The organism is Ruegeria sp. AG1, assembly GCF_056541705.1.
The window spans coordinates 97,108-118,807 of sequence record NZ_JBQFYU010000009.1 but is presented as its reverse complement, the minus strand read 5'-3'; the positions used below and the strand labels follow the sequence as shown (position 1 = coordinate 118,807).

The 21,700-nt window shown below is 58.6% G+C and carries 21 protein-coding genes; 13 read left to right on the top strand and 8 right to left on the bottom strand.

From position 1 onward, the window contains the following. Window positions 1–494: 494 nt before the first annotated feature. The 6 genes from argE to ACR0B5_RS15035 are packed head-to-tail and all read right to left on the bottom strand — an operon-like array spanning window position 495 to window position 6,001. Window positions 495–1,640, bottom strand: coding sequence for an acetylornithine deacetylase (gene argE, locus ACR0B5_RS15060; RefSeq protein ID WP_480541462.1), 1,146 nt, complete (start codon window positions 1,638–1,640; stop codon window positions 495–497). Beyond that, window positions 1,637–2,572 (bottom strand): LysR family transcriptional regulator, encoded by a 936-nt coding sequence (locus ACR0B5_RS15055; protein WP_170556001.1) that lies wholly within the window; start codon window positions 2,570–2,572, stop codon window positions 1,637–1,639. Before ACR0B5_RS15055 ends, argE begins: the two co-directional genes overlap by 4 nt. Before the next feature lie 54 nt (window positions 2,573–2,626). Continuing rightward, complete coding sequence (locus ACR0B5_RS15050; RefSeq protein WP_170641211.1) at window positions 2,627–3,736, bottom strand: aromatic ring-hydroxylating oxygenase subunit alpha; 1,110 nt, start codon at window positions 3,734–3,736, stop codon at window positions 2,627–2,629. 24 nt (window positions 3,737–3,760) lie between these two features. After that, window positions 3,761–4,435 carry a DUF1028 domain-containing protein gene (locus ACR0B5_RS15045; protein WP_480541460.1) on the bottom strand — a complete coding sequence of 225 codons (675 nt, stop codon included), beginning with the start codon at window positions 4,433–4,435 and terminating at the stop codon, window positions 3,761–3,763. A 4-nt stretch (window positions 4,436–4,439) separates the two neighbouring features. Beyond that, window positions 4,440–4,856 carry a RidA family protein gene (locus ACR0B5_RS15040; RefSeq protein ID WP_170722487.1) on the bottom strand — a complete coding sequence of 139 codons (417 nt, stop codon included), beginning with the start codon at window positions 4,854–4,856 and terminating at the stop codon, window positions 4,440–4,442. 2 nt (window positions 4,857–4,858) lie between these two features. Continuing rightward, a complete protein-coding gene (locus tag ACR0B5_RS15035) occupies window positions 4,859–6,001 on the bottom strand; it encodes an aromatic ring-hydroxylating oxygenase subunit alpha (protein WP_480541458.1) in 1,143 nt (380 codons plus the stop codon). Between the two features lie 200 nt (window positions 6,002–6,201). On the opposite strand from ACR0B5_RS15035, the gene ACR0B5_RS15030 reads away from it, so the two are divergent. Next, on the top strand, window positions 6,202–7,449 hold the full coding sequence (locus tag ACR0B5_RS15030; protein WP_480541456.1) for a flavin-containing monooxygenase: 1,248 nt from the start codon (window positions 6,202–6,204) through the stop codon (window positions 7,447–7,449). A 209-nt stretch (window positions 7,450–7,658) separates the two neighbouring features. On the opposite strand, the gene ACR0B5_RS15025 is transcribed toward ACR0B5_RS15030, so the two are convergent. Both ACR0B5_RS15025 and ACR0B5_RS15020 read right to left on the bottom strand, forming a co-directional pair. After that, a complete protein-coding gene (locus ACR0B5_RS15025) occupies window positions 7,659–8,531 on the bottom strand; it encodes an amidohydrolase family protein (protein ID WP_480541454.1) in 873 nt (290 codons plus the stop codon). After that, window positions 8,528–9,541 carry a nuclear transport factor 2 family protein gene (locus ACR0B5_RS15020; RefSeq protein ID WP_480541452.1) on the bottom strand — a complete coding sequence of 338 codons (1,014 nt, stop codon included), beginning with the start codon at window positions 9,539–9,541 and terminating at the stop codon, window positions 8,528–8,530. The genes ACR0B5_RS15025 and ACR0B5_RS15020 overlap by 4 nt, the downstream gene beginning before the upstream one ends. A 152-nt stretch (window positions 9,542–9,693) precedes the next feature. Between ACR0B5_RS15020 and ACR0B5_RS15015 the strand changes: the two genes are divergently transcribed. The 12 genes from ACR0B5_RS15015 (at window position 9,694) to ACR0B5_RS14960 (ending at window position 21,700) form a co-directional block, all read left to right on the top strand. Then, window positions 9,694–10,740: an ABC transporter ATP-binding protein gene (locus ACR0B5_RS15015; RefSeq protein WP_170641200.1), complete on the top strand. Its 1,047-nt coding sequence runs from the start codon at window positions 9,694–9,696 to the stop codon at window positions 10,738–10,740. A gap of 75 nt (window positions 10,741–10,815) precedes the next feature. Continuing rightward, window positions 10,816–12,027, top strand: coding sequence for an ABC transporter substrate-binding protein (locus tag ACR0B5_RS15010; protein WP_480541450.1), 1,212 nt, complete (start codon window positions 10,816–10,818; stop codon window positions 12,025–12,027). A 67-nt stretch (window positions 12,028–12,094) separates the two neighbouring features. Further along, entirely contained in the window at window positions 12,095–13,117 is a 1,023-nt protein-coding gene (locus ACR0B5_RS15005) for a carbohydrate ABC transporter permease (RefSeq protein ID WP_170380322.1), read from the top strand. Between the two features lies 1 nt (window position 13,118). After that, the gene (locus ACR0B5_RS15000) at window positions 13,119–14,273 is read left to right on the top strand and encodes a carbohydrate ABC transporter permease (protein ID WP_480541448.1); all 1,155 of its coding nucleotides are present in this window, start codon (window positions 13,119–13,121) and stop codon (window positions 14,271–14,273) included. 4 nt (window positions 14,274–14,277) lie between these two features. Next, the gene (locus tag ACR0B5_RS14995) at window positions 14,278–14,808 is read left to right on the top strand and encodes an ester cyclase (RefSeq protein WP_170692619.1); all 531 of its coding nucleotides are present in this window, start codon (window positions 14,278–14,280) and stop codon (window positions 14,806–14,808) included. An 11-nt stretch (window positions 14,809–14,819) separates the two neighbouring features. Then, a complete protein-coding gene (gene hisD / locus ACR0B5_RS14990) occupies window positions 14,820–16,151 on the top strand; it encodes a histidinol dehydrogenase (RefSeq protein WP_170380319.1) in 1,332 nt (443 codons plus the stop codon). After that, on the top strand, window positions 16,148–17,200 hold the full coding sequence (locus ACR0B5_RS14985; RefSeq protein ID WP_170692616.1) for an ester cyclase: 1,053 nt from the start codon (window positions 16,148–16,150) through the stop codon (window positions 17,198–17,200). Before hisD ends, ACR0B5_RS14985 begins: the two co-directional genes overlap by 4 nt. Beyond that, on the top strand, window positions 17,200–17,964 hold the full coding sequence (locus ACR0B5_RS14980) for an SDR family oxidoreductase (protein ID WP_170661410.1): 765 nt from the start codon (window positions 17,200–17,202) through the stop codon (window positions 17,962–17,964). The genes ACR0B5_RS14985 and ACR0B5_RS14980 overlap by 1 nt, the downstream gene beginning before the upstream one ends. Then, window positions 17,964–19,007 carry a LacI family DNA-binding transcriptional regulator gene (locus ACR0B5_RS14975; protein WP_480541446.1) on the top strand — a complete coding sequence of 348 codons (1,044 nt, stop codon included), beginning with the start codon at window positions 17,964–17,966 and terminating at the stop codon, window positions 19,005–19,007. Before ACR0B5_RS14980 ends, ACR0B5_RS14975 begins: the two co-directional genes overlap by 1 nt. Further along, on the top strand, window positions 19,004–19,993 hold the full coding sequence (locus ACR0B5_RS14970; RefSeq protein ID WP_480541444.1) for a nuclear transport factor 2 family protein: 990 nt from the start codon (window positions 19,004–19,006) through the stop codon (window positions 19,991–19,993). The genes ACR0B5_RS14975 and ACR0B5_RS14970 overlap by 4 nt, the downstream gene beginning before the upstream one ends. 148 nt (window positions 19,994–20,141) lie before the next feature. Continuing rightward, window positions 20,142–21,101 carry a cupin domain-containing protein gene (locus ACR0B5_RS14965; RefSeq protein ID WP_480541442.1) on the top strand — a complete coding sequence of 320 codons (960 nt, stop codon included), beginning with the start codon at window positions 20,142–20,144 and terminating at the stop codon, window positions 21,099–21,101. Continuing rightward, window positions 21,098–21,700 carry a class I SAM-dependent DNA methyltransferase gene (locus ACR0B5_RS14960; RefSeq protein ID WP_480541440.1) on the top strand — a complete coding sequence of 201 codons (603 nt, stop codon included), beginning with the start codon at window positions 21,098–21,100 and terminating at the stop codon, window positions 21,698–21,700. Before ACR0B5_RS14965 ends, ACR0B5_RS14960 begins: the two co-directional genes overlap by 4 nt.

The following is a 21,700-nucleotide window of genomic DNA, read 5'->3' as shown; positions in this document are numbered from 1 at the left end:
ATGGTCGCGAAGTGATGTGTGGGTGCATGCTTTGCTGCAGCGCACCAAAATTGGCTATCCCGGTGACGACGCGGGTTTTCAGAGGGCCTGGCGACATCTTCGCTTTGCGACTGCAGCGCACGTGCATAACCCCACGCGATCGACCGATCGCTCGCTACTCCGATGACGACAGCTTTTAACCTATTCAGGTGGAACATCGTGGCGCCTCGATTTCTGCAGTGCAGCATACCACTTCTCAATCGATTCGAAACATTTGAATGGTCAAACTATCTCGCCAACGCTGCGTCAAAGTCGTTCAGTAGCAAGTTTGTGGCACATTAGACTCCGCAACAATCTCTGACGATACGCGACCGATCCATTAGAATGGACAACGCTTACCACAATACGCCAATCCAGGACCGCCCCTTACCGGAGCAGACGGCATTCATACGCATCAAGTGTGGACGTCAATTGTCGGAAGCTTCGCAACTGACCTCACAAAAAACACATCTGCCCTAGAGGCCAAACAACACCTCATTCGCGACTTTTCTGAGCATGAGGGAACAAGCAACCAATTGTTCCTCGGAAACGTACTCATCAGGCTTGTGGCCTTGTTCCGCCATAGACCCTGGGCCGCACACCACTGTCGCGATGCCGAGGTCTGACAGAACGCCAGCCTCAGTTCCGAATGCAACGTGGGTTGTGTCGCCGCCGCCAGAGGACTTTACCAGTAAGACCACCGGTTCGGAGCTTGCGACTGACAGCCCCGGGTATCCCGCCAACGACCGGAGCGAGATATGGGCAGCCGGTGGAAACTTGGCCAAGACCACGTCTGCTGCCTGCTGAAGCTGGGCTTCGATCTCGTCGGGGTCATCTTCCGCCAGATGCCGGAACTCAAACACAAGCGTCGCCTTGTCGGGTACAAGGTTGAGAGCTGTGCCGCCGGACAGCTGGCCAACATGGAAGGTCGTATAGGGAACATCGTAGGCGTCGTTGCGGATCCCGGTTTGTTGGACCTTCTGTTGCATCTGGCGCAATTCTCCGACGAAATCGACAGCAACGTGGAGTGCGTTTACAAATTGCGGGGCCAGTGCGGAATGTCCGGCCTCTCCTCTTATGTCGGCGCGGTAGGCACGCTTGCCTTTGTGACCAATGGCGACCTGCATCTCGGTCGGCTCGCCCACAATGGCCAGTTTGGGGCGTCCCAAGAGCGCCGGTAGCTGCTTTTTCATACGTGAAATCCCGACGCAGCCGATCTCTTCGTCGTATGACACCAAGAGCTTTAAAGGCGTTTTCAGTTCCCGACCGTGCATGGCATCGGCAAGGGCCAGCATCTCAGCCAGAAAGCCTTTCATATCGGTCGTTCCACGCCCGTACAATCGGCCTTCCTGTCGGGTAAGTTTGAAGGGGCTTACGCTCCAATCCTGCCCCTCAACCGGCACCACGTCGGAATGCGCAGAGAGTAACAGCCCACCTTCAACAGATGGCCCGATTTCTGCAAAAAGCCCTGCCTTAGGTTCGTCAGGATCTGTGATGCGCTGCACCCGAAAGCCGCGATTGCGCAGAAAGTCTTCGATATAGGCGATCATATCGAGGTTGGATCGGGCACTGACGGATTCAAAGGCAACCAGACGCTCCAGAACCTTCAGCGAGACACTCATGAAAGCGCTTCTCCTCCGATGGCGCGAAAGGCGCCCGCACGGGCCTGAGCCTGCGCATAGTCTATGAACGCAGACACCGTACGCGACTTTTCCGCACCGTGGGTGGTCAAAAGACCCATTCTCAAGGACCGAACCGGCCCGGTAATCGGCACGCAAACAAGCGGATTGCCGTCCGGTGATGTATTGCTTTGCGGGCGCACATTGGCGATGGAATAGCCAAAGGCGTTCCCAACCATTGAACGCATCACGGCCATGTCTCGCGTCAGCTCCACGATACGAGGCTGGCGCGAGGATGCCGTAAACAGCGACAAGAAATAGTCGGTGCTGATCGGCAAATCGAGGAGGATCATTGGCAGGTCCGCCAGATCATCGATGGATACGGATGTCCGTGTCGCCAATTCGTGCCCGGCATGTAGTAATGCAAATGGGTTCAGGCGCACCAGTCCGATGAAATTCAGGTCGGTCGGAATATCCATGTCATAGGTCAGCGCAATGTCGATCTCGGACCGTTGCAACGCGTTGAATATCTCTGCCTGGTTCAGTTCTTTCTGGGCGATCCTGACATCGGGAAACCCGGTTTCGAACCCGCGCCGCAAGCGCGGTAAGACAAGTTGCGCGAAGGTCAACAGGCAGCCCACTGCGAGAGGGCCGCGCGCCGTACCTGAAATATCGGCGGCAATGTTTGCGATCTCTCTCGCGTCGTTCAGGACCTGGCGGGCTTTTTCAAGCACCCTTTGCCCACCTTGTGTCAGTGACAGGCCCTGCGCGTGTTGCCGCACAAACAGCGAAATCGCCAACTCTTCTTCAAGCTGGGTGATGGCAGATGAGATCGACGGCGACGAGACGTTCAACCGGTCTGCGGCCCGCGCTATACTGCCTGTTTCGCCAACCGCAACGAGGTACTCCAACTGCCGGAGGGTCAGACGCGGCACGCAGACGCTCCTATTTTAGAGATGTTGTCAGAGGTCTTAGCGGCTCGCATAGTCTCAGGCCAGATCAGGGGCACTATCCTGTTGGGCAAGCCATGTTTGGAAATCGCGGATCGTGCCTTCATAGTCATCCCCTGCCAGCGGCCCTTCGATCGCGTGGGCAGAATGCAGCGCGACCTGCATGCGCTCAAGCTTTTCGCGATCCTCGCGGTTGACCTCTTCCCAGAGCGCGATTCGCCCCTGGATCGTGTCGTGATCGAGGTTATCGCGATAGACGGACATCGTCCATTTGACGCGGATCAGGTTCGCGTTGATCGGGAAAATAGACAACGATACGAGCAGGCTGGCGGCTTGGCTGGCCACCTGCGTGGGAAACTTGGCAAAGAGGGACGACCGTTTTCGTTCTGCCTCGCTCAGGCCCGCCGCGCCGTCTCCGCGCGGTGTAATATTGTCCGGGTAATTGGCAGCATAGGAGGTGTAGCCATCCCCGCTGACCAGCTTGCGCGACAGCCCCGACGGGGTGTAGCCGTGCAAGGTTTGCGGATGGACCACACTCAGGTGGTAGCCTTCCATGAAGTTCTCAACCAGGCATTTCCAGTTGGTCTGCCAGTTCTCTTCAGCCACATGCACAAGGCGGAAATCCTCTGTCTCATAAGGTGCCAGCATGGCATCAAGCTCGGGATGCTCAAACGGCGGGGCGTCTGGCGTAAGGTTCACGTAAATGAACCCGTTCCAAAGCTGCACCTGGTGTTCCGGCAGCCTGCAGGATTTGGGATCAAAGCCCGCATTCTCCATCCGTGGGGCACGCAGCAAGGCACCGTCGCGCCCATAGGCCCATGCGTGATACGAGCAAACAAACCGCTTTGTATTGCCACTTCCTTCTGCCAGTGGCATTCCGCGATGCCGACACACATTCGCAAGGGCACGGATTTCACCCTCATCGCCGCGCACGACAAGCAAGGGTTCATTCAGAAGCTGGACGGTGAAGAAATCACCGGGTTCCGGGATTTCATCAACCCGACCCAAGCAGTGCCACCCGCTGCGCAGCACAGTCTGCGCCTCGTGGTCAAATTGCTCTTGCGAGGTATAGAACGCGCCGGGCATACCCATCGGGCGATCCGCGGGCAAGGCGGCCAAGTCTTGAAGTTTCGTTCGCAAATGGGTCATCCCGGCCTCCCTTGTTGTTATGTCTTATGTGTCCCCCGGCACGCCATAGGAGGGCGCGGCGGAGGGATCGAGTGCGCGGCGCACGTAATCGTCCAGTTGTGGTTTGTAGACGTCCCAGGCGGTTGCAACCGCTTCAATGGGGCAATCCTCGGTCCAGTCGCAGCGCAGGTCGGCCACGGGCCAGCTGACTTTGTCGACCAGCATCAGACCCGCGGAATGCACGGGCCCGGCCTCGCCCCCGGCAGCAAGCCCAGCGCGGAGTGCCGCAATCAGCCGGTCACCCAAGTGACCCGTCGCATCTTCGAATGCGGACACGATGGCAGAGGGCACACCATCATGGGCCAGAAGATTGCCCCCCGATGCAACATCCCTGCCCTGAGCCTCGTTCCAGTTGCCCAGCACGTTTTGGCCAGAGTGGATGGCTGTGGTTCCGTTTCCGTCAATTGCCAGAAGCTGCCTGTACGCGATGTGCGCGGCCTCACCAGTGATTTGGCGCACCGCCGCCTCAGCCGAGGCGCCCTGTTCCATCAGATCGAGCGTCTTTGGACCAAGGCTCGGATCGGTGACATTCTGGCTTGCCACCGCACCAACGCCTGCACGCGCATAGGCGCAACGGGCTGCAACTGCCGGAGAAGAAGACGAGATCGCCATGCCAAACATGCCGGTCTGCGCGCATCGGGCCACAAGAGAGAAAGTCACGGGGCTAGTCCGGGATCACGGCGGTGGCGTCAATCTCCACCAGCCATTCGGGCCGTGCCAGAGCCTGCACCACCAGACCGGTTGAGACAGGATGCACGCCTTTGATGTATTCGCCCATGGTGCGATACACAGCCTCACGGTGACGGACATCGGTGATATAGACGACCACCTTGACGAGATGCTCCATTTCGCCGCCTGCTTCTTCGATCAATTGCTTGATGTTCTGCATCACCTTGTGGGTCTGCTCTGCCGGGTCGTGGCTGTCTATGTTCTTGGCATCGTCCAGGTTCTGCGGGCACTGCCCGCGCATCCAGACAGTACTCCCGCCACGAGTGACAACGGCTTGGCACAGGTCATTGTCGAGCGATTGTTCAGGGTAGGTATCGCCGGTATTGAAAGGACGGATGCGGGTGTGAGTCATATTTAGGACGCGCCTCCTGCGTCGATCTTTGACATCAGATATTGCGCAAAGTCGTAGTTCGGGCGTTCCAGATGGCTTAGGTGCCCAGGGGTTGCTGCTTCTGAACACAGGCCCCGAAACACCTTTTCGGTACAGCCGCGATCTTCGACATTCACGTCATCCAGAAGCGTCTTGAGCGCGGTGAAATTGTCTTGCGCATCCGGGTCATCCGCAAAGTCATTCGACATGCCACCGCCAAAGCGGATATGCACCTGACCCGGCCCTTTGGGATGCAATGACAAATACCAGAAATATCCTGGCGTCAGCGTGATCATCAGGCTTGGATAAAGCGCCAGAAGAAAGGTCGTGCGGCGTTCATCGCCTTTCAGCCGGTCATTGCTGGGGTGCGCCATGGCAATGCGCAGGGATTCATCCTTCAGAATCGTGTGGTAGTTGAAGGCCGCGCTGCCGGGCGGGCAAATCATGTCCTCCAGCCGCGACAAACCACCAATCGTGCCCGCGTGACACACCGGCAAATGGTAGCTTTCCATGAAATTCTCGGCCAACACCTTCCAGTTGGTGTCCCAGACGTGTTCTTCATAGAACGCCTCGGAATAGTTGGCCATGTCATAGCCTTCGATCATGGTCGCCACTTCGGACAGCTGCTCGGCCACGGGGGCTGCATTTGGATCAAGGCAGACAAAGACCCAGCCTAGCCATTCTTCGCAGCGGACCTGAGGCAGCGCGTAGTTATCTTTGCAAAACCCCTCATTCTGCTTCATCGCGGGCGCACCGCGCAGCTTGCCGTCGAGGTTGTAGGTCCAGGCGTGATAGGGGCAGACGATTGTCTTTGCATTCCCGCGCCCATGCAAAAGTGTCGACATGCGGTGCAGGCACACATTGCTCATCGCGCGCAGATCGCCGTCTCTGTCACGCAACACAACGATTGGCTGCCCGGCCAGTTCGCAAGCTACATAGTCTCCGACGGACGACAAGGCGTCCGCCCGGCCCACACAGTACCAGTCCTTTCGGAAGATGTGCTCAAGCTCTGCATCGACAAAGCTCTGCTCGGTATAGACCTCGGTCGGCATGGCCCGCGCACGTTCAAACGGGACCGAGGTATTCGCGCGCAGAGCTGCGATAGGATCAACGTGGTCTTTGGGCATGAACGAACCTCTTTGCCTGAGTCGCGGGCGGCCACCGCATTCACATACTGAGACGGCTTTTGCCGGAAACAAACCAAAAGTCTATCTTACCGGTGATTAGGTAAAATCTAATCGACATAAGATGATACAAAATTAGGGTTGCACAAGCAAAAGAAGCAACCGGGCCAACAGATACCCAGCACGGAAAAAAAGGTGACGCGATGGAAAACTTCGACACGGTGGTGATTGGCGCAGGTCAGGCGGGCATTGCCACAAGCGAGCATCTCCGTGCCCAAGGCATAGACCACGTCCTTTTAGAGCGGGGCCGCATTGCCGAACGTTGGCGATCCGAACGGTGGGATTCACTCGTTGCAAATGGTCCAGCATGGCATGATCGCTTCCCGGGCCTCGAGTTTTCCGGCGACCGCGACGCCTTTCCGCGCAAGGAATGCGTGGCCCAGTATTTTGAAGACTATGCCAAAATGATCGACGCGCCCGTGCGCACAGGCGTTACGGTGACGCGTGCGCGCCCGCATAAAAACCGCGCGGGCTTTTTGGTCGAAACCTCGCAAGGTCCCATAGAAGCGCGCCACCTCGTCTGTGCCACAGGGCCGTTTCAGAAACCGGCGATTCCGCCAATCATCCCCGAAACCTCTGACGTTCTGCAGATGCACTCCACCGCCTATCGCAATCCCGAGGCTTTGCCTGAGGGCGCCGTTCTGGTCATCGGCGGAGGTTCCTCCGGATCGCAGATCGCGGCCGAGTTGCACGATGCTGGGCGCGAAGTCTTCTTCTCCATTGGCCCCCATGACCGACCTCCGCGTCGCTATCGTGGGAGAGACAATGTCTGGTGGCTGGGCGTTCTCGGCATTTGGAATTTGGATACACCGGCGCCCGGCACCGAGCATGTCACGATCGCTGTCAGTGGCGCGCATGGCGGCAAAACCGTAGATTTCAGGAAGCTTGCCGAGCGCGGTATCACTTTGCTGGGGATGTCGTCGGGATATGAAAACGGCGTTCTCCATATCGCCGATGATCTCAAAGCCAATCTCGATGCGGGCGACGCAAACATGTTGTCCCTGCTCGAAGCCGCCGATGCCTACGTCGCGCGCACCGGCATCGACCTGCCAGAAGAGCCCGAGGCCTGGGTCATAGCAGACGATCCCGCCTGTGTGTCAGACCCCATTCGCGAGCTGGACCTTGAGCGTAACAATATCCGCACCGTGATCTGGGCAACCGGGTTCCAGTTTGACTATGACTGGCTGGAGGTAGACACGCTGGACGACCGGGGCAGACCAATCCACCAACGCGGTGTCTCTCCGGTGCCGGGTCTCTATTTCGTCGGGCTGCCGTGGCAATCGCGCCGCGGATCATCGTTTATCTGGGGCGTTTGGCATGATGCAAAGTTCATCGCGGACCAGATCTCTATTCAGAAAAACTATCTGGCCTATGCACCAAATTCTCCTTGAGAGGTGTTGATCAGCAAAAGAGAAAAAGGCCGTTCTCATGAGCGGCCTGATCTGCCTGGCTCGGTTTTAATTTGAAGTCGAAAGTCTGGCTGTGATTGCCTGACATGTTGAAACCGAATGAATCCGGGCGTGCGCATATCTAAACGTATCGCCCCACGCGGTACCCTCAATTGCAACGGGCCGATCAACTTCGAATACAGTTTCCAAACTCATTCAAAACGGTAGAACCTCTTTGCAGTATCTTGGAACACGCTGTTCTGATGCGCGTCAGGGATCAGTTCTTGAAGGCGCGACACCAGTTCATGGTAAGTCGAAGAAAGACTGTCGACCGGAAAGTTCGATCCGAACATGCAACGATCGGCGCCGAATTGCGACAAGCAGGTTGAAACGATTGGCGCGACGCTTTGGGCGCTCCAATTGTGATCAAACATGCCAAGCCCAGAGAGTTTGCAATGGACGTGAGGCAGTTTGGACAGGGAACTAAGCGCCTCTTCCCAGTGACTTAACCCCTCAGCGCTGCGGTCATGTGGTGAGCCTGCGTGGCAAAGAGCAACAGGCGTACTTGGTGCATGAGAAAGCACTTCGGCAGTTTGTTCCATCAGTTCAGGAAGCAATTGCAGGTCAAAGGAAAGGCCTCGCTCGCCCACGGCTTTCAGGCCGATCCGGAAATCCGGGTTTTCAAGCAATTTGTTTGTGCCGGTCTTGGCATCTTCGCCGGGCGCGCGCCCAACGATCTGACGAACACCCCGAACCGAGGGTAGCGATTGAAAGCGATCCAGCTGGTACTCTAGATCGTTGGCCGTCAGATCGCAAAATACGACCTGAACCAGCGGCCAGTCCGGATATTGGTCGGCCACGGATTGCACCCACTGCGCCTCGGCCCAGGGATCGGAGGCGCCGACCTGGATATGCACCGAGGCCGAGAAGCCCTGTGCGGACGCATCTGCACGAAATTCTGGTAGTAAATAGTCACGCTGGATCGGCGTGGGGTCGCCAAAAAACCGAACGGCGCCTTTTTCCATCAACCAAGGATACTCGACCGCGTTCAGATCCCACAGATGGTGATGTGCGTCTATCTTCATGGTGTTTCGATCCCAGCGGTGCGACCCAGTACGTCGACGCCCTGTTGTTTCCAGAAATGCAGCAGGTCTATGAAAATCCAGTTTTCGGCCAGTTTGTCCTTGGCACGGCGATAAATGTCGATCACCCTGAACTCGCCCGGTTTGCCAGTGGCCGGCATACCCATGAACCCTCCTGAGGGCGTTGCGGTGAAGTTAGGCCAGCCAAAGAAGCCGCCATAATGCCCTTCGGCTAGACGGCAGATATGCTTTGTCTTTGACCGGTCTTTGAAACCCGCGCGGAACGGTCCCGAGTGTTGCTTGGCATAGCGTTCGATCGTGTAGGTCGCGCCAATTCCCTCCGGCCCCCACCAGATCATGTCGTCGTGCCAGGTTCGGGCCAACTCTTCCTCAAGCGGTAGACCGCCTTGCCACTGGCCAAGGTCCGAGATCATCGCATTGATCAATGCCAGTGTTTTCTCACCCTCTGCAACCGGCTGTTCTGTAAGCAGCAGGCCATCATGCGGCATTGGGCCGGGTTGCACCAGATGCGCCGCTGTTTGCGGAGGAAACGGGTTCTGGCCGGCTTGTACCATCAGGTGCGGTATGTCGAAATACATCGCCGTTTCCGTGATCTTGCCATCGGCGACCTTGTAGAAGGCGCAATAGCGCAGAAACGCCAGCTTTCCGGTCGGGCGAATGCCTAGCCAGTGATGGTCGAACAGGCCCATCAAATGCCCCATGGTGACGACCCACACATCTGATTCATCGCGCAGCGAATTCTGCCCGGCGAACATGATATCCACCCGATTTTGCAGTCGAGTCAGACTGGATTTCAGGGGCATCCAGAATTGCTGGGCCACCTGTTCTGCATCATTGATCAAGTTGAACGGGTGAAAACCGCGCCACAGTGAATCAGGTGTACAGAAACGGCTCATGACGCTGGGAACGTCTTGGGGCGTCGCTGAATCCAATGCGGAATGAAAGTCAGAGATAACTTTTTTCTCTTTCTGGAAGGTCACGGTATTTTCCATTTGTGTCAGGGTGTTGCGCGTTTTGTGTCGCTGGAATGAATCAGGTATTTTCCACATTCTTGCATACGTATGCAAAAAAGTCTTGCCTGATTTGATATATGCGAATTACAGTTTTGCAAACGTATGCAAAACGAATCCTAGTTGGGGGCACCATGGCGGAAATTCAACTGCGTAACGTCGGCAAACGATGGGGTTCGTTTGTGGGGGTCCACAATTTTGACCTAACCATCGCAGATCGCGAGTTTCTGGTGCTGCTGGGTCCATCGGGCTGCGGCAAGACCACCACGATGCGGATGATCGCCGGGCTTGAGGACGTGACCGAGGGCGATATTTTGATCGACGGCAAGGTCGTAAACGATCTGGAACCCAAAGACCGCGACGTGGCGATGGTGTTCCAAAGCTATGCGCTCTACCCCAACATGAACGTCTATGAGAACATCCGCTTTCCGCTGAAAGTCCGCGGCATCGACCCGGCGACCCATGACGACAAGGTTCGTCGCGCCAGCGCGATGGTCGAGCTGGACGATTTTCTGCATCGCAAACCCGCCGAACTGTCGGGTGGACAGCGGCAGCGCGTGGCCCTGGCCCGCGCCATCGTACGTGAACCGAACGTGTTCCTGATGGACGAACCTCTGTCGAACCTGGATGCCAAGCTGCGGGTTTCAACCCGGGCGCAAATCAAGAACCTCAGCCATGAGCTGGCGGTGACGACGATCTATGTCACCCACGACCAGATCGAGGCGATGACACTGGCTGACCGCGTTGTGGTGATGAAACAGGGCGTGGTGCAGCAGGTCGGCAGCCCGACCGAAATCTATGACCGACCCGCGAATACATTTGTCGCCAGCTTTATCGGCTCACCCGCCATGAACCTGATGGAGGGAGAGGTCGCGGGCGGCGTGTTCCGTGCGGAGCACGTCGAGATCCCGGTCAACGCGCCCGATGGCCCCATGACACTGGGTTTCCGGGCCGAGGATGCCAGTCTTGCCGAAGGCGCAGGCCAGATCACCGCACCGATCTACACGCTGGAGCTTCTGGGCGACGCGACCATGATATCGGTCCGGGTCGGTGGGGCTTTGGTGTCGGTCAAGGCCGATAAATCTTTCCGCGCCGAGATCGGGGATGATGTCTCATTCTCGGTGCCTACAGAAATCTGTCACCTCTTCGAAGCTGGAAGCGGTGCGCGGATCGGGGAGTAACCCCGCCAACAGCCCTTCGGGGCATAACAGCGGTCCGGGCGTCGACGACGGACCCATCCTGACAGGGAGAAACGCATGAAACTCAAGACGATCCTAATGGCAGGCGCCATGGCCATCGCGGCAAGCGGTGCATCGGCAGCCTGTTCCTATGAAAACGAAGTGCCGCTGAAATCGCTGTCGGCAGGGTTCGAAGCCTGGAAAGCTGTGACGGACGCAATGGCCGAATGTGGCAATTTCAGCGCCTCGCTGGATCAGGAATTCCGCGAGAAGCAGCCCGAAGCTTTCGCTGCCAATCCCTCGCTCTATCAGATTGGTGGCGTTGCGAATGAAACCATGATCCCGCTTCTGAACGCGGGCACGATCCGCCCGCTGGATGATCTGGTTGCAAAATACGGGCAAGACCTGCTGCCCAATCAGCTGATCAAGGTCGACGGCAAGGTGATGGCGATCGCCATGATGGTGAACGCGCAGCACCTGATGTATCGCAATGATGTTCTGGCCGAGCTGGGCATCGAAGAACCTAAGACCTATGACGACGTTCTGGCAGCCGCCGCCAAGATCAAAGAGGCTGGCCTTATGGAATACCCCATCGGCGGCACCTTCAAAACCGGTTGGAACCTGGCTCAGGAATTCGTCAACATGTATATGGGCGAAGGCGGCACGTTCATCGGCGAAGGCAACATGCCCGCGATCAACAACGAAAAGGGCGTCAAGGCGCTTGAGACGATGAAGGCCATGACCGAGTTCATGGATCCCGAATACCTTGTGTCCGATTCCACCTATGTTCAGCAGCAGTTCCAACAGGGCAAGATCGCTATGGCGAACCTGTGGGCCAGCCGCGCCGCTGCTATGAATGACGAGGCCGAAAGCCAAGTGGTCGGCAAGGTCACCATGGCCTCAGCTCCGATGGGATCCGAGCGTCCCTCGACCACAATCTGGTGGGACGGCATCGTTCTGGCCTCGAACATGAGCGATGAAGAGGCCGACGCCGCCTTCCGTCTGGTCATGGAAGGAATCGACGGTGACATGGTCAGTGCGAACAATGACACTGCCGTCTGGCTGAACGCGGCCTACCAGCCTGGCGAACTGGCTGCAGGCGCTGCCGCCTCGGCGGAAAACGGTGCGGGGGCCTACCCGGCCAGCGCCGCCATGGGTGTTCTGCACAGCGCCCTGGGCAACGGTCTGGCCGATTACCTGACCGGCGCCAAGGACGCACAGACTGCGCTGGCCGATATCGAAGCGGACTACATCACCGCCGCGAAAGAAGCTGGTCTGATCAGCAACTGATCCTCCCTGGGGAGGGCTCCGTGCCCTCCCTATTTCCCCACCCGAGAACCATGAGAAAGGCAGAGCCATGAATTTCAGGACATTTGCCGCCTTTGTTGGCCCCTCTGTCTTTATGATGCTTCTCTTTATCGCTTTCCCGTTGGTCAGCGTGTTCAAGCAGAGCTTTTACATCACCCAACCCGTCTATGAGATGGTCGAGGTCGAAACCTGTACCCCTGGCTTCCTGACCCAGACCTGTGTGACCGAGCAGAAATCGCAGCCCAAGCTGGACGAACATGGCGAGGTGATCACCCAGACCGAATATGTCGGCCTGCAAAGTTATCGCAACGTGCTTGAACCCGAGCGGGCCTGGCGCGCGATCACCGAGGGCAACTGGTCCGTCCTGTCCACCATCAACTTCTGGAAGGCGCTGCGGTTTACGCTGACTTTCACGCTAATCACGCTGCCTCTGGTCATCGGGTTCGGGCTGGGCATCGCGGTTCTGATCAATAACGCCGCGGGGTCGATCCGCGGGCCGGTCATCTTCATCTCTCTGCTGCCCTTCATCATCACGCCGGTGATCGGCGCGCTTTCGATCAACTGGCTGTTCCGCGGTGACGGCATCCTGACCGCGTTACTGGAATGGTGGTTGAACCGAGACATCGCCCTGTTCGCGCAGGCCTGGACGATTGAAATACTGATGATGTTCTACCGCGTCTGGCACGTGGCCCCGTTTGCGGCCGTTGTGTTCTATGCCGGGCTGCAAACCGTCAATCAGGACAGTCTCGAAAGCGCCGTGATCGACGGGGCGACTCGCTGGCAGCGCATGAAATACATCGTCATTCCGCATCTGATGCCGCTGATCATCTTCGTGTCGATGATCCACCTGATGGACGCCTACCGGGTGTTCGAAGAGATCGTCGGTTTCTCCAGCCAGGCTTATGTCATCTCGCTGCAATGGCTGACCTTCGACTTCCTCGTGCCGGATCAGGCGGGCAACCGGTCGATCAGCCGGGCCTCGGCCAGCGCGATGCTAACCATGATCGGGATCGTCATTCTGCTGATCCTGCCGCTGCGCCGCACCTGGCGCGACCATAAAGGAGGCCACTGATATGTCCTCGCGCGCGCTTCGCCAACCTCTCAGCCTGCGGCTGACCTCGAACATCTTCCTGGCGTTCTGGTGCCTTGTCGCCGCCTTCCCGATCGTCTGGATTGCGATCATGAGCGTCAAATCCCCCGTTGACGCCTATGACAGCAACGCGCTGAACGTGATCTTTGGCCCGGCGACGCTGGCCACAGGGAACGGGTTGTCGGTTCTGGATATCATTCTCGGGATCGCGGTGATCTGGGGTGCGGCCATGGTCGTAACCAAGGTGCTGCCTGCGAAGATCAAGGAATACACCGCGCCGGGTCAGGCGTGGTTCGGTTGGGTGGTCGGAGTGCTTGTCGCCCTGATCGCCTTCCTGCTGGTGTTCTTTGTGGTTTTGCCTGCGGTTCTGAACGTGCTGAACCCGCTATTCGGCCCTCTGGGTCGCGACGTGCTGGGCGTGACGACCGAGCATTACAAAACCGTCTGGGTTGACCGGGGCTTTTCCAACAACTTCAAAAACTCTCTGATCGTGACCGCCGGAGTTGTGACGGTATCGCTGACCGTGGGCACGTTGGCCGGTTATGGTCTGGCACGGTCGGGCTCAACACTGGCCTTCTGGATTTTGCTGATTGCGCTGATCTTTCGCGCGTTGCCACATTCGGTTCTGGTGGCGGGCTATCTGCCGGTCTTCATCAACTCGGCCGAATGGCTGGCGCCTGTTCTGGGTGAGAACGCGCCGACGCTTTATGGCAAACCTTTCGCCGTGATCGCGGTGCTGGTTGCGATCAATCAGCCGTTCACGATCTGGATGCTGCGCTCGTTCTTCCAAAACATCCCGGCCGAACTGGACGAAGCCGCGCGGGTCGATGGCTGCAACCACTTTCAGGCCTTCCGCCGCGTGATCATGCCGGTGATGTGGCCGGGGGTGATTACCACCGGGCTGTTCAGTTTCCTGCTGGCCTATAACGACTTTCTAGTGACCTCGCTGCTGCTTGATGCACAGAACCAGACGATGGTCCCTGCCATTGCGGGCATGTTCAACCGCGAGACTACGACGACCGATCAGGTGGTCGCCGTGGCCGCTGCGGTATCGATCATCGCCCCGCTGTTCTTCCTTGTGATGATCTTCCAACGCCAAATCGTAAGCGGACTGACCGCTGGCGCAGTAAAAGGATAAAGAAATGAAGGGTTCCCGCCCGGAACAAGCCGTTCTGACCCGTGATACGGATCTGAGCAAAACCGAAGACACGCGCCGCGTGATCGAAACCATGGTGGACGGTCTGAACGACCACCGTATTGACGATATCGGCGAGTTCTTCTCAAAGGGGTTCCGCTGGATGGGCAATCAGGGCTGTGGCACCAAGACCGGCCTGAAGGAGTTTCAAGACAACTGGCAGCGCCCCTTCCAGGCCGCGTTTTCGGACAAAACCTGCATCGATGAGGCACGCCTCTATATGGGCGAATGGGCCGCCGCCTTTGGCCGACAAGAAGCCACCCATTCCGGCGAGTTTCTGGGCATCGCCCCCACCGGAAAGCGGGTTGAAATCCGTTACATGGATTTCTGGAAAGTTGTCGACGGCAAGATCGTCGATAACTGGGTGAATGTGGATTTCGCCCATGTGGCCGCGCAGCTGGGGGTCGATCTGTTTAACGGTGAGGGCTGGGAAGCCTATGACCGGGGTGACAAAACCGCGCCCCGCCCCGACAAGTAAGGATCAGGATTATGGCAATCGAGTATCTGAAACGCGGCAAATCCGACGCTGACCGGGCCGAAGATGACGCAAAGACCCGAGCCGTGGTCGAGGCCACGCTGAAAGACATCGAAACCCGCGGTGATGCCGCCGTGCGCGAGCTGAGCGAGAAGTTCGACAACTATTCCCCCGCCTCGTTCCGCTTGTCGCAGGAGCAGATCGACGATCTGATCGGCCAACTCACCGAGCGCGAGCTGGACGATATCAAATTCGCCCAGGAACAGGTGCGCAACTTTGCACAGGCGCAGCGGGACTCGATGCTGGATATAGAGGTTGAAACCCTGCCCGGCGTCATTTTAGGCCACAAAAATATCCCCGTGCAATCGGTGGGCTGTTACGTGCCCGGCGGCAAGTTCCCGATGGTGGCCTCGGCCCATATGTCGGTGGCGACGGCCAGCGTGGCGGGCGTGCCGCGCATTATCGCCTGCACACCTCCGTTTCAGGGCAAGCCGAACCCGGCGGTGATCGCAGCCATGCATCTGGGCGGCGCGCATGAGATCTATGTGATGGGCGGCATTCAGGCCATCGGCGCGATGGCGCTGGGAACCGAAACCATTGATCCCGTCCACATGCTGGTTGGCCCCGGCAACGCCTTTGTGGCCGAAGCCAAGCGCCAGCTGTTTGGCCGCGTGGGCATCGACCTGTTCGCCGGTCCGACCGAGACCATGGTGATCGCCGACGAGACCGCAGCAGACGCGGAACTCTGCGCAACCGACCTGTTGGGTCAGGCCGAGCATGGCTATAACAGCCCCTGCGTGTTGCTGACCAATTCGCGCAAACTGGCCGAGGATACTCTGGCCGAGGTCGACCGCCTGCTGGGCATCCTGCCCACCGCCGACACTGCGAAAGTGTCCTGGGCCGAGTATGGCGAGGTGATTGTCTGCGACACCTATGACGAAATGCTGAAAGTCGCCGACGACATCGCTTCCGAGCATGTGCAGGTGATGACCGATCGCGATGACTGGTTCCTTGAGAACATGACCTGCTACGGTGCGCTGTTCCTTGGCCCGCGCACCAATGTGTCGAATGGCGACAAGGTGATTGGCACCAACCACACGCTGCCGACCAAAAAGGCTGGGCGCTACACCGGCGGGCTATGGGTAGGGAAATACCTGAAAACCCACAGCTATCAGAAGGTTCTGACCGATGAAGCGGCGACGCTGATCGGCGAATATGGCTCGCGCCTGTGTATGCTGGAAGGCTTCGTGGGCCATGCCGAGCAATGCAACGTCCGCGTCCGCCGCTATGGCGGGATCAACGTCCCCTATGGCGAGGCAGCCCCCTATCGGGACGCCGCGGAATGAGTGACATCCATACGCAGCACAAAGCGCTGATCGCGCAAATCAGGGCGGCTATGTATGACTTCACAGAAACGGGTGTGCGGCAGGCGCTGGCAAATGTCAGCGCTCCGGATGCCCTGTTTCGGTTGTGCCACCCGTTCGGCGACAGCAACGGTAGTGATGCGTTTTATGACACCGCTTACAAAGGTTTGCTGAACGCGTGGCCTGATCTGGAACGGCGCGACTACATCGTCACAGCCGGGCCGGATGAACACGGCGCGGATTGGGTCGGTTGCGGCGGCTACTATACCGGTACCTTCACCGGACCGTGGCTGGATATCCCGCCGACCGGCCATCAGGTGACGATGCGGTTCCATGAATTCTATCGCTTCAGCGACGGCAAGATCGTCGAGATGCAGGCGCTGTGGGACATCCCCGAAGTGATGATGCAGGCCAACGCCTGGCCCATGGCCCCAAGTCTGGGGCTCGAATGGCATGTGCCGGGTCCCGCCACGCAGGATGGTCTGGTGCCGGGGCCATATGATGCCGCCAAAGGCCAGCAGACATGCCAGCACATCATCGACATGCTGGATCACCTCAAGAAACACCCTTCGGAAGGCGGGCCAGAGGTGATGGAGATGGAGAAGTTCTGGCACCCCCGCATGAACTGGTACGGTCCGGCGGGGATCGGCACCGGGCGCGGCTATGCTGGGTTTCGTAACTGGCACCAGATTCCGTTCCTGAACGGGATGCCGGATCGCGGGCAGTATGTGGATGACATCACCTATCACTTCTTCGGCGATGGCGAATATGCCGCCGTCACCGGCTGGCCGAACATGATCCAGACGGTAACCCATGACGGCTGGATGGGGATTGCGCCCTCGGGCCAGCGGATCACCATGCGCAGCCTTGATTTCTGGCGGCTCGAGAATGGCCTGATCCGCGAAAACTGGGTTCTGGTCGATCTTCTGGACGCTTATCGCCAACTTGGCGTTGACGTGTTCGCCCGTCTGCGGGAATTCAACAAGGCCCGGAATATGGGCCGAATTGAAATACCGGATGGAATGAGCTGATGACTGATCTGCCCCGCACCCCCTCTTTTTCGCTGAGCGGTAAAACCGCGCTGGTTACCGGTGCCTCCTCGGGTATCGGTCAGGGCTGTGCCGTCGCGCTTGCCGAAGCCGGGGCGCATGTGGTTTGTGCGGCGCGCGGGGCAGATCGACTGGCTGAGACTGTCGCCGCGCTGCAGGCGCAGGGCTGGTCGGCCGAGGCTGTGGTGGTGGATCAGGGTGACTTGCAGGCGCTGAAACAACTGTTCGAAGTCCGCCCTTTTGATGTGGTGGTCAATTCCGCCGGAACCGCCCGCCATAGCCCGGCAATCGACACCACGCCCGAGGATTTCGACGCGGTGACAGATATCAACCTGCGCTCGGCCTATTTTCTGTCATCCTACGCGGCCAAGGCGCTGCTTGAGGCCGGGCGGCCAGGATCGATCATCCATATCTCAAGCCAAATGGGCCACGTGGGCGGTGTGGACCGGGCGCTGTATTGTGCCACCAAACACGGGCTTGAGGGCATGGTCAAAGCCATGGCGATCGAATGGGGCAAACAGCGCATCCGCATCAACACGGTCTGCCCGACTTTCATCCGCACACCGCTGACACAATCCACCTTCGACAACCCAGAACGCGCCGCGTGGATCATGGACAAGATCAAGCTGGACCGCGTGGGCGAAGTCGAAGACATCATGGGCGCGGTCACCTATCTGGCCTCAGACGCCTCAGCGCTGGTGACGGGCACTTCGATGCTGATTGACGGCGGGTGGACGGCGGACTGATGGCTGAAAAAGTCACATCCCTGCAGGTTGCACAGCTGGCTGGTGTCAGCCAGTCGGCGGTCAGCCGAGTCTTCACGCCAGGTGCCTCGGTCAGCAAGAAGACCGAAGACAAAGTGCGCAAGGCGGCCGCCGAATTGGGGTACAGACCCAATGTTCTGGCCCGCGCCATGGTGTCGGGCAAAAGCCGGATCATTGGTCTGGTGGTGGGGTATCTCGAGAATTACTTCTACCCCGAGGCGTTAGAAAAGCTCTCCAACGCGCTGCAAGAACAAGGCTATCACGTGCTAATTTTCATGGCCTCACGCTCGGCCGGGAATATTGACGACGTGATGGACGAGATTCTGGATTATCAGGTTGACGGGGTTATTCTGGCATCGGTTCCGATGTCCTCGGATATTGCCACGCGCTGCCAGCAGGCCGGTGTTCCGGTTGTATTGTTCAACCGTACGCAGGATCTAGACGGGATCACCACGGTGGCCTCGGACAACTATGCGGGCGGGCGCAAAGTGGCCGAGTTTCTGCTGGCCGGAGGGCACAAGCGCATCGCCTATATCGCGGGTTGGCAGGGAGCCTCGACCCAGCGCGACCGCGAGGCCGGGTTCCGTGCGGCCCTGGCCGAAGGCGGGCATGACGTGTTCGCCCATGATGTCGGAGATTTCCATACCGAAGACGCCCGTGCCGCCGCCCGCCGGATGTTTGATGTTGCCCCCGGCAAAAGGCCCGACGCGGTATTTGTAGCCAATGATCACATGGCTTTGGCCGTGATGGACGTGATCCGCTTCGAATTGGGCCTGCGCGTACCCGAGGATGTCTCGGTCATCGGCTATGACGACGTGCCGCCCGCCGGGTGGCCCGCCTATAACCTGACGACAATCCGCCAGCGTGCAAATCTGATGGTGGCTGAAACCGTCACCGCATTGCTTGACCATATCGACACCCCGGCCACGGCCGAACCACGCAAAGTGGCCATTGACGGGCCGCTGATCGTGCGGACCTCGGCGCGTTTGCCGAAGGGGTGGAAACCACAAAGGACTGAAACATGAGGGGCTTTGATCCGAAATTCCGGGATTTCCCGGACTACATCATCGGGATCACCAAAGAGATCTGGGAAGATCGCGGCATCGCCACGCTGCATGACTATTACAGCAAGGATATCGTCGTGCGCTCGCCCGGTTCGGTGGTGCTGGGCAACCAGAACGTGATCGGCGCGACCATGGCGACGCTGGCCGAATTTCCCGACCGTCAATTGCTGGGCGAGGATGTTATCTGGTCCGGTACGCCGGAAGAGGGAATGCTGAGTTCGCACCGGATCATCTCGACCGCGACACATTTGGCCGAGGGTGTTTACGGTAAAGCGACCGGAACCAAATTGCGCTATAGGATTCTCGCCGACTGCCATGCCATCGACAACCAGATCAATGACGAATGGCTGATCCGCGATCAGGGGGCGATCGTGCGCCAGATGGGTTGGGACCCCAAGGAATACGCTGCCGATCTGATCGCGCGCGAAGGTGGACCTGAGAACTGCGTCAAACCGCTGACTCCCGAGATCGACCAGCCCGGCCCCTACAAGGGCACCGGCAACGACAATGAATGGGGGCAGCGTTACGCCGACATCCTGACCCGGATCATGAATGCCGATATGGGCACAATCGAAACCGAATATGATCGCGCTATACAGTCCGAGTATGTAGGCGGGGTCACCGGCCATGGCTGGGACTCGGTGGATCGGTTCTGGATGGGCTTGCGCGCCAGCTTCCCCAACGCCGAATTTAAGATCGAACACCAGATTGGCCGCGACGACCCGAACATGCCGCCCCGAGCCGCGATCCGCTGGAGCCTATGGGGCAAGCATGATGGCTGGGGTGTCTTTGGCGCGCCAACCGGTGCGCAGGTCTATGTTCTAGGCATCAGCCACGGCGAGTTCGGCGAGTTGATCAGCGGCCAGCCGCAGCTGCGCCGGGAATACACCCTGTTCGACGAGACCTCGGTCTGGAAACAGATTCTGCTGCAAGGACAGGAGGGCTGAGTGGCTGCGATGGGCCTCTCCCTGAACGCCAGTCAGGCGGCGCGGCGCTTTCACACGCATCGCGCGTCGCTGCGCGCACGGCGTTTGAACAACCGACCTCCCGGGGGACGGGATTGATCCCATCACCCCCATTTTCAAGGAGACCATCATGAGCACAATCCAACAACGCATCGTCCGCTACGGCGAGCTGCAGCCCTGCAAAACCGCTTTCATCGACGCCCATACGCCGGGCAGCGATCAGAAGGAAAACTTCACCATCATCGGCGGCGGCGTCTCGGAATCGCCTGACCAGCACGTCCACATCACCGACAAGATAGGCTTTAACATCGGCGCTGCGGGCCAGCCTCCGAAATGCCGGAACTCTCTGCACAGCCACACCACGGCCGAGGTGTTCTTTGTCGCCAAGGGCCGCTGGCGGTTCTTCTGGGGTCGCTATGGCACTGCGGGTGAGTTCATTGCCGAGGAAGGCGACATCTTCAACATTCCAACCGGCATCTTTCGCGGGTTCGAAAATGTGGGGCAGGACTATGGGATGATCATGTCGATCCTCGGCGGCGACGATGCCGGGGGTGGCGTGACCTGGGCGCCGCAGGTCATTCAGGACGCGCAGGCTCACGGGCTAATGCTGGGTGACAATGGCGTTCTGTATGACAGCAAGAAAGGCCAAGAACTGCCCCACAACGTGCGCCCGATGCCGCTGCTGACCGAGGAACAGTTGAAAGACTACCCCGAGGTACCGGTCGAGGATGTGGTGGGCAAATACGTCGCCCGCTACTGGGATCTGATGGCACTGTCGGCCAATAAACCAGCGCCGGTGATTGGCGAAAACGCTCTGATCAAAGATAAACCAGGGTTCGAGGTCGACTTCCTCGGGCGCGGCTCAAGCGTGACTGATCCGGTTATCGCTGAAAAACCGGTTGTTCTAATGCCCGCCAGCGGTCACTGGCGCATCTCGATTGATGGGTATGAAACCACTCTGTCAAATGGAGACACCGCCTTGGTTCTGCCAGGAGAACGCTATAGCGTTGAACCGTCGATGACCGGGCAGGCAGGTCTGTACCGGATTACAGCGACCAATGACCCGGCAGGAGCCACCTGGACAGGATGACCGCAGATCCAAACGACACGCATGCCATTTATGAACGGCAGGCGACCGACTATGACAAGCGCCGTTCAAAGGCCTTGTTCGAAGCGCGCTGGCTGGCGCGCTTCACTGCCAGCCTGAAGCCCGGCGATTGCGTTCTGGATTTAGGTTGCGGGACAGGCGATCCGATTGCGCGGTGGTTCAAAGCCGAAGGGTTTGACGTCACGGGTGTCGATTTCTCCGACGCGATGCTGGCCATTGCCCGGACCCGCTGGCCCGACGGGGATTGGCGTCATGGCGATATGCGCGATTTCGAACTGGATCAGACCTTCGATGGCATCATCGCCTGGAACAGCTTTTTCCATCTGACAGCGGAGGAGCAAAGGGATTGTATCGCCCGTATGTCCCGTCATTTGCGGCCCTGTGGAATGCTGATGCTGACCGTCGGTCCCCGCGCAGGAGAGGACAGTGGTACCGTTGGATCGGAACGCGTCTATCACGCCTCGCTGTCTCCGGCAGGCTATGCTGTTTGCCTTGAAGAGAACGGGCTGCAATTGACCGGGTTTCTGGCCGAAGACCCTGAAACCCAAAGCCACACAATCCTGATGGCTCACAAAATCTGA